6 protein-coding genes and 1 pseudogene are annotated in these 6,080 nt (G+C 71.6%); 6 read left to right on the top strand and 1 reads right to left on the bottom strand.

The window, feature by feature from the left end; translation table 11 throughout:
- The 3 genes and pseudogenes from ACH5HR_RS16440 to ACH5HR_RS16430 all read left to right on the top strand — a co-directional run.
- A pseudogene (locus ACH5HR_RS16440) lies at window positions 1-194 on the top strand (cellulase-like family protein); the annotation flags it as partial.
- An 82-nt stretch (window positions 195-276) separates the two neighbouring features.
- Complete coding sequence (locus ACH5HR_RS16435) at window positions 277-492, top strand: cation-transporting P-type ATPase (RefSeq protein ID WP_402375026.1); 216 nt, start codon at window positions 277-279, stop codon at window positions 490-492.
- Window positions 493-613: 121 nt separating this feature from the next.
- On the top strand, window positions 614-1,135 hold the full coding sequence (locus tag ACH5HR_RS16430; protein ID WP_402375028.1) for an ATP-binding protein: 522 nt from the start codon (window positions 614-616) through the stop codon (window positions 1,133-1,135).
- 432 nt (window positions 1,136-1,567) lie between these two features.
- Here ACH5HR_RS16430 and ACH5HR_RS16425 read toward each other — a convergent pair whose 3' ends face one another.
- Window positions 1,568-1,975 carry a hypothetical protein gene (locus tag ACH5HR_RS16425; RefSeq protein WP_402375030.1) on the bottom strand — a complete coding sequence of 136 codons (408 nt, stop codon included), beginning with the start codon at window positions 1,973-1,975 and terminating at the stop codon, window positions 1,568-1,570.
- Between the two features lie 257 nt (window positions 1,976-2,232).
- Here ACH5HR_RS16425 and ACH5HR_RS16420 point away from each other — a divergent pair, with 257 nt between their 5' ends.
- From ACH5HR_RS16420 to ACH5HR_RS16410, 3 genes are all read left to right on the top strand, one after another.
- Window positions 2,233-2,964 (top strand): hypothetical protein, encoded by a 732-nt coding sequence (locus ACH5HR_RS16420; RefSeq protein ID WP_402375032.1) that lies wholly within the window; start codon window positions 2,233-2,235, stop codon window positions 2,962-2,964.
- The gene (locus ACH5HR_RS16415; protein WP_416478899.1) at window positions 2,961-3,164 is read left to right on the top strand and encodes a hypothetical protein; all 204 of its coding nucleotides are present in this window, start codon (window positions 2,961-2,963) and stop codon (window positions 3,162-3,164) included. The genes ACH5HR_RS16420 and ACH5HR_RS16415 overlap by 4 nt, the downstream gene beginning before the upstream one ends.
- Window positions 3,165-3,246: 82 nt before the next feature.
- Complete coding sequence (locus ACH5HR_RS16410; protein WP_416478897.1) at window positions 3,247-6,036, top strand: cation-translocating P-type ATPase; 2,790 nt, start codon at window positions 3,247-3,249, stop codon at window positions 6,034-6,036.
- The last annotated feature ends 44 nt before the right edge of the window (window positions 6,037-6,080 follow it).

Genomic DNA, 6,080 nt, shown 5'->3' with positions numbered 1-6,080 from the left:
CGCGCGACACCCGCTTCGAGGAAGGCCCTGTCGGCGCGCAGATCTGCCGGGACGCCGTGCGGCACGCGGACGCCGTCGACGCCTGGGGCTCCGTCGTCTGCTCCAACGCCGCGCCGCAGCACGCCATGTGGCAGGACGAGGACCTCCAGCGCGAGTGCACCGCGATCCTGCGGGGCGCGGGGAACCCGGGCTGAGGCGGCGCCCCGCCGACGGCAGCGCCCACCGACGGCACCCCCCCGCCGCGCGCTCACCGGCGCGGACGGGTGGAATAGCCCCATGGAAACCGACCGGGACCACGCCGCCGACACGGCTCCGTGGTCGCTCTCCCCGAATACGGTGCTCGACACGCTCGACGTGGGGGAGGACGGGTTGGCGGCCTCGGTCGCCGCCGAGCGGCTCGCCGAGGTGGGGCCCAACCGGCTGCCCCCGCCGGACCTGAGTTTGGTCACCGCGTCGCGTTCCGGGAGGGTGCGGCTCGCTGACCTGGGGTGATGGGTGCGCGGGTGGCTGTTTTGAGGCACTAATTGGTGCTCTACGGTGGGGTGCGTGGCGTGGATTCGGCGGGTACGGACGGCCTCGGGAGCGACGGCCGTGCAGATCGCTGAGTCCGTCAATGGTCGTCGGCGGATCGTCGCGCATATCGGCCCTGGCGACACTGGAGTGGGTCCACCGCGCCGAGAACCTGGCCATCTCCGGCCCGTCGGGGACGGGCAAGACCCACTTTGTCGAGGCCCTGGCCCACAAGGTCATCGACGCCGGCATGCGCGTGGCGTGGTTCACCCTGGAGTCTCTCACCGCCGCCATCGGCAAGGCCGCCGTCGACGGCTCGGTCAGCAAGGTCATCGCCCGCATCACCCGCGCCGAGCTCATCGTCGTCGACGACATCGGCATGCTTCCCAGTGGGCAGTCCGCCGCCGAGGCCTTCTACCGCCTCGTCGATGCCACCTACGAGCGCCGCAGCCTGGCGGTGACGAGCAACATCCACCCCGCCGGGTTCGACACCATCATGCCCAAGACCCTGGCCACCGCCGCCGTCGACCGCCTGCTGCACCACGCCCACGTCATCATCACCGAGGGCACCTCACTACGCCTGGCCGAGGCCACCGCCGGACGCGGGGTGGTCCCCTTGAACTGAGCACCCCAGGGAGATCAGCTGTCCGCGGACAGGGAGATGAGCTGTCCGCCTACAGGGAGGTCTCCTGTCCGTCCACGGGGAGGTCCCGCTGTCCCTTGACAGAGAGTTCGACCGCCTACGACGCGCTCGGAACCAGGACCGCTACGAGGCCAGCCGGTGGGCGCCGCGGCGACCGAGAAGGCCGAGCAGGTCGCCCGGACGCTCTGCGAAGCGGCCGTCGCTCAGGTTGCGCCGTGAGCCCAGCGGTCCGCAAACAGTCCGCAAGAAGTCCGGCGGAGGCCGATGACGGCCAACCGGGCCCAACGGTCTGATAGGAGCGTTCGTGCAGGTCAGAGCGGGTTTCCGACGCCTACCGACGGCGCCCGTCACCAGCCAAGATGGGCCGTTTTCGTTCCGCTTCAACGTGTGAATCGGAAACCAGCGCGGGAAGAATCAGGAGGGGAGTGAGCCGGTCCGGATCAGATGCTCGAGCTCGTGGGCGAATCGCTCGGCATCGGCCTTCCGGTGCGGCATCATGGCGATGTCGCGCCCCGAAGCCCGCGCCACCCGCACCCTGGTGAAGGCTCCCGGACGGTAGCGCACGCCCACCACGTCCGAGCTCCTAACGTCGCGCTTGATTTTCGCCTTCTTGAGGGGGCCGGCGACGGAGGCGAGGAGGAGTCGGGTGGCGGTGACGATCAGGACGTTGGGGAAGTCGCCGGCAACGCCGGGGAGCACCAGCAGCACCTCTTCCTCCGGGTGGAGCAGCCGCGGGATGTCGCGGCGAAGTCCTGGGCTCTCGAACAGCGTGTTGCGGTTGAGGGCCTGTGCGTAAGTGACAGCGGCACGAGTGGAGGTCACGTCGGGAGTCTTCCTGAGCCGATGGTGCGGAGCAACCGACGAACTGGGCACTGTCCCGTCTAGCGCCGGTGCCACCCCACGTCGACGTTGTGGGCTACCCCGATGTACGACAGGGTGCCTACGGCACGAATCGACTCGACGACGCAAAGGCGGGACATGACGACGAACGCTCGCGCCCAAGTGACCGGGCCGCACGATCACGACGACCGTCGGGCGCGGACCGCGCCGGACCGCCGGCACGGCCGGGCGGTGCAGCGGTGAGCGTCCGGTCCGCGGCCCGCCGCCACCGTGAGGAGCTCGGTGGTGTCGTCGCCGAGTACTGGGACAAGCCCACCCCGAAGACGATCGGGGTCTTCGTGGGGACCTGGCTGCTGCTCTCCGGACTCACCCTCGTCAGTCCCGGGGAGACCATCCTGCTGGCCCTGGCGCCGACCGTGGTCTTCGGGGTCTTGCTCGGGCTGGCGCTGCTCTACGTCGGCAACGAGCGGTTGCTCGTGTGTGAGCGCGGCCTGATCATCGGGTCCTTCGCTCCAGGCCTGCGCCCCTACGTGATCCGCTACGACCAAATCGTCCCGGGCAGCGTGGTCCCCGTGACCGGTGCTGGTCGTTACACCAAGGAAACCGATCCCGGTGGCCCCCCGCAGTCGACGGTGCGGAGGAGTGCCTGGACCCGGCAGGGCGTCCACCTCGTCGGGCCCTCGCCGAAAGACGCCCGTCGCCACCGTGGCAGGTTCGCCAAGGTGCTGGATCCGCGGCCGCTCACGTTCGACGGTCGCTGGGCCTGGTTCGCCGGCACCGGATCGACGGCCCCCGAGCATGTCACGGTCGCGATCGCCCGGGCGGCGGGCGCGGCCGGAGCGGTCGAGCTGGCCCAGGCGACCGCTTCCGCGCCCGTGCGTGAGCTCAGTGGCAATCCTGCTGATGCCGCCCGGCACCTTCCCGGGTTCCCCGACATTCCCGATCTGCGGGGACGGGAGAGCGCGCGGTGATGGCGTCGCGCGACACCCGCTTCGAGGAAGGCCCTGTCGGCGCGCAGATCTGCCGGGACGCCGTGCGGCACGCGGACGCCGTCGACGCCTGGGGCTCCGTCGTCTGCTCCAACGCCGCGCCGCAGCACGCCATGTGGCAGGACGAGGACCTCCAGCGCGAGTGCACCGCGATCCTGCGGGGCGCGGGGAACCCGGGCTGAGGCGGCGCCCCGCCGACGGCAGCGCCCACCGACGGCACCCCCCCGCCGCGCGCTCACCGGCGCGGACGGGTGGAATAGCCCCATGGAAACCGACCGGGACCACGCCGCCGACACGGCTCCGTGGTCGCTCTCCCCGAATACGGTGCTCGACACGCTCGACGTGGGGGAGGACGGGTTGGCGGCCTCGGTCGCCGCCGAGCGGCTCGCCGAGGTGGGGCCCAACCGGCTGCCCCCGCCGGAGCGGGAACCGCTGTGGAAGCGGGTCCTGGTGCACTTCGACGACGTGCTCATCTACATCCTGCTCGTCTCGGCGGTGCTCAAGGCGATCCTCGGCGACTGGGTGGACTTCACGGTGATCCTGCTGGTCGCGGTCGTGAACGCCGCCATCGGGTTCATCCAGGAGGGCCGCGCCGAGAACGCGCTCGACGGCATCCGGCAGATGCTCTCCGTGCACGCGGAGGTGCGTCGCGACGGGGCCTGGGCGCGGATCGACGCCGACGACGTCGTGCCGGGAGACGTGGTGCGGGTGCGCTCCGGCGACCGGGTGCCCGCGGACGTGCGGCTGCTGCAGGCCACCAACCTGCGGGTCGAGGAGTCGGCGCTGACGGGCGAGTCGGTCGCGGCGTCCAAGCGGGTGGAGCCGGTGAGCGCGGACGTGGGCGTGGGAGATCGCACCAGCATGCTGTTCTCCGGCACCCTCGTGGCGGCCGGGCAGGGTGTCGGCGTGGTCACGGCCACGGGGTCGCGCACGGAGATCGGGCGCATCCAGACGATGATCTCCGAGGTCGCGAGCCTCGAGACGCCCCTCACACGGCAGCTCGACCGGTTCGGCAAGCTGCTCGCGGTGCTCATCCTGGGCATGGCCCTGGTGATGGTCGTGATCGGCCGCGTGGTGCACGACTTCTCGGTGCCCGACCTCGTGTCCGCATCGATCGGGTTCGCCGTCGCCGCGGTGCCCGAGGGTCTGCCCGCCCTGGTGACGATCACCCTCGCGCTCGGCGTGCAGCAGATGGCACGACGGCGCGCGATCACCCGCAAGCTGCCCGCCGTCGAGACGCTCGGGTCGGTGACGACCATCTGCTCGGACAAGACGGGCACGCTGACCAAGAACGAGATGACGGCGCGCACCGTGCGCACCGCGGGCCGCACGGTCGACGTCGACGGCGCGGGCTACGCACCGGTGCCCTGGCAGCCCGGGCTCCTCGACCATGCTGACATCGCCGGCGTCGTCGCGACCATGATGCAGTGCAACGACGCCCGGGTCATGTCGGCGCAGCACGACGCCGGGGTCGGGTCGAGCGCCGCCGCGGCCGACGACGAAGCCGCGGCCGACGGCGAGGCCGACGCCGCCGACGCCGCCGACGACGGCTGGCGGCTCGTGGGCGAACCGACGGAGGGCGCCCTGCGCAGCCTCGGCATGAAGGCCGGTCTGGACCCGGCGGGCTGGCGGCGCGTCGCCGTCGTGCCGTTCGAGTCCGAGACCAAGTACATGGCGACCCTCGACCGCGCCCCGGACGGCGAGCTGTTCGTCCACGTCAAGGGCGCCCCGGACCGCGTGCTCGACCGGTGCGCCACGCAGACCGGCGTCGACGGAGCCCGCGAGCCGCTGGACCGCGCCTTCTGGGAGGCGCAGATCGACGAGATCGGTGGACGCGGGCTGCGCGTCCTGGCTGCCGCACGCACCCGCCCGCCCGCGGGCACCACCACGATCGAGGCCACCGACGTCGACGCGGGCCTCGAGCTGTGCGGGCTGGTCGGCATCGTGGACCCACCCCGGCCGGAGGCGATCGACGCCATCGGGCAGTGCCGCGCCGCGGGCGTGCGGGTCACGATGATCACGGGCGACCATGCCGGGACGGCGCTCGCGATCGGCCGTGAGATGGGGATCGTCGACGGGCCGTCCGACGGGTCCGGGTCGGGGCCTGCGGTGCTCACCGGGCCGGAGCTGGAGGCCATGAGCACCGAGCAGCTGCGCGCCGTCGTGCGCGACGTGTCGGTGTACGCGCGTACCAGCCCGGAGCACAAGATCCGGATCGTCTCGGCGCTGCAGTCGCACGGCGAGGTGGTCGCGATGACGGGCGACGGCGTGAACGACGCCCCCGCGCTCACCCAGGCGGACGTCGGCGTCGCCATGGGGATCAAGGGCACGGAGGCGACGAAGGACGCCGCCGAGGTGGTGCTCGCCGACGACAACTTCGCGACCATCGAGCGGGCGGTCGAGGAGGGGCGCCGGATCTACGACAACATCCGCAAGTCGGTGCTCTTCCTGCTGCCCACCAACGGGGCGCAGTCGCTGGTCATCCTCGTGGCCGTCCTGTTCGGGCTGGCGCTGCCGCTGGCGCCCGTGCAGGTGCTGTGGATCAACATGATCACGGCGGTCACGTTGTCGCTCGGGCTGGCGTACGAGCGGGCGGAGCCCGACGTGATGTCCCGGCCGCCGCGCGATCCCGGGGCGTCGATCCTCGACGCCGTGTTCGTTCGGCGCATCCTCATCGTCTCGCTGCTCATCGGCGGCGCCACGATGTTCGTCTTCTACGCGGAGCGCGCGCAGGGTGCCCCCCTGGCGCAGGCTCAGACGACGGCGGTGACGATGCTGGCTCTGGGCCAGCTCGCCTACCTGTTCAACTGCCGGTTCCTCGACGCGTCGAGCCTCACGCTCGGCGTGCTCCGGGGCAACCGGGTCATCTGGATCTCTGCGGTGTCCCTCGTCGCCCTGCAGTGCGTGTTCGTGTACGCGCCGTTCATGCACCTCTGGTTCGGCTCGGCGACCATCGGCCTGGAGGAGTGGGGCAAGACGCTCGCCCTCGCGCTGGTCGTGTTCTTCCTGGTCGAGGCGGTCAAGGGGGTGCGACGGGCGCTGCGCAGGAGGTAGGGGCCGCTCGGGACCGCAGGATGGCGCGGCAGACGTGCGAGGTC

This window comes from Isoptericola maris (assembly GCF_048065335.1).
GTDB classification, from domain to species: Bacteria; Actinomycetota; Actinomycetes; order Actinomycetales; family Cellulomonadaceae; genus Isoptericola; species Isoptericola rhizosphaerae.
Note: the sequence above shows the minus strand (reverse complement) of the source record. Positions and strands in the feature narration are given on the sequence as shown.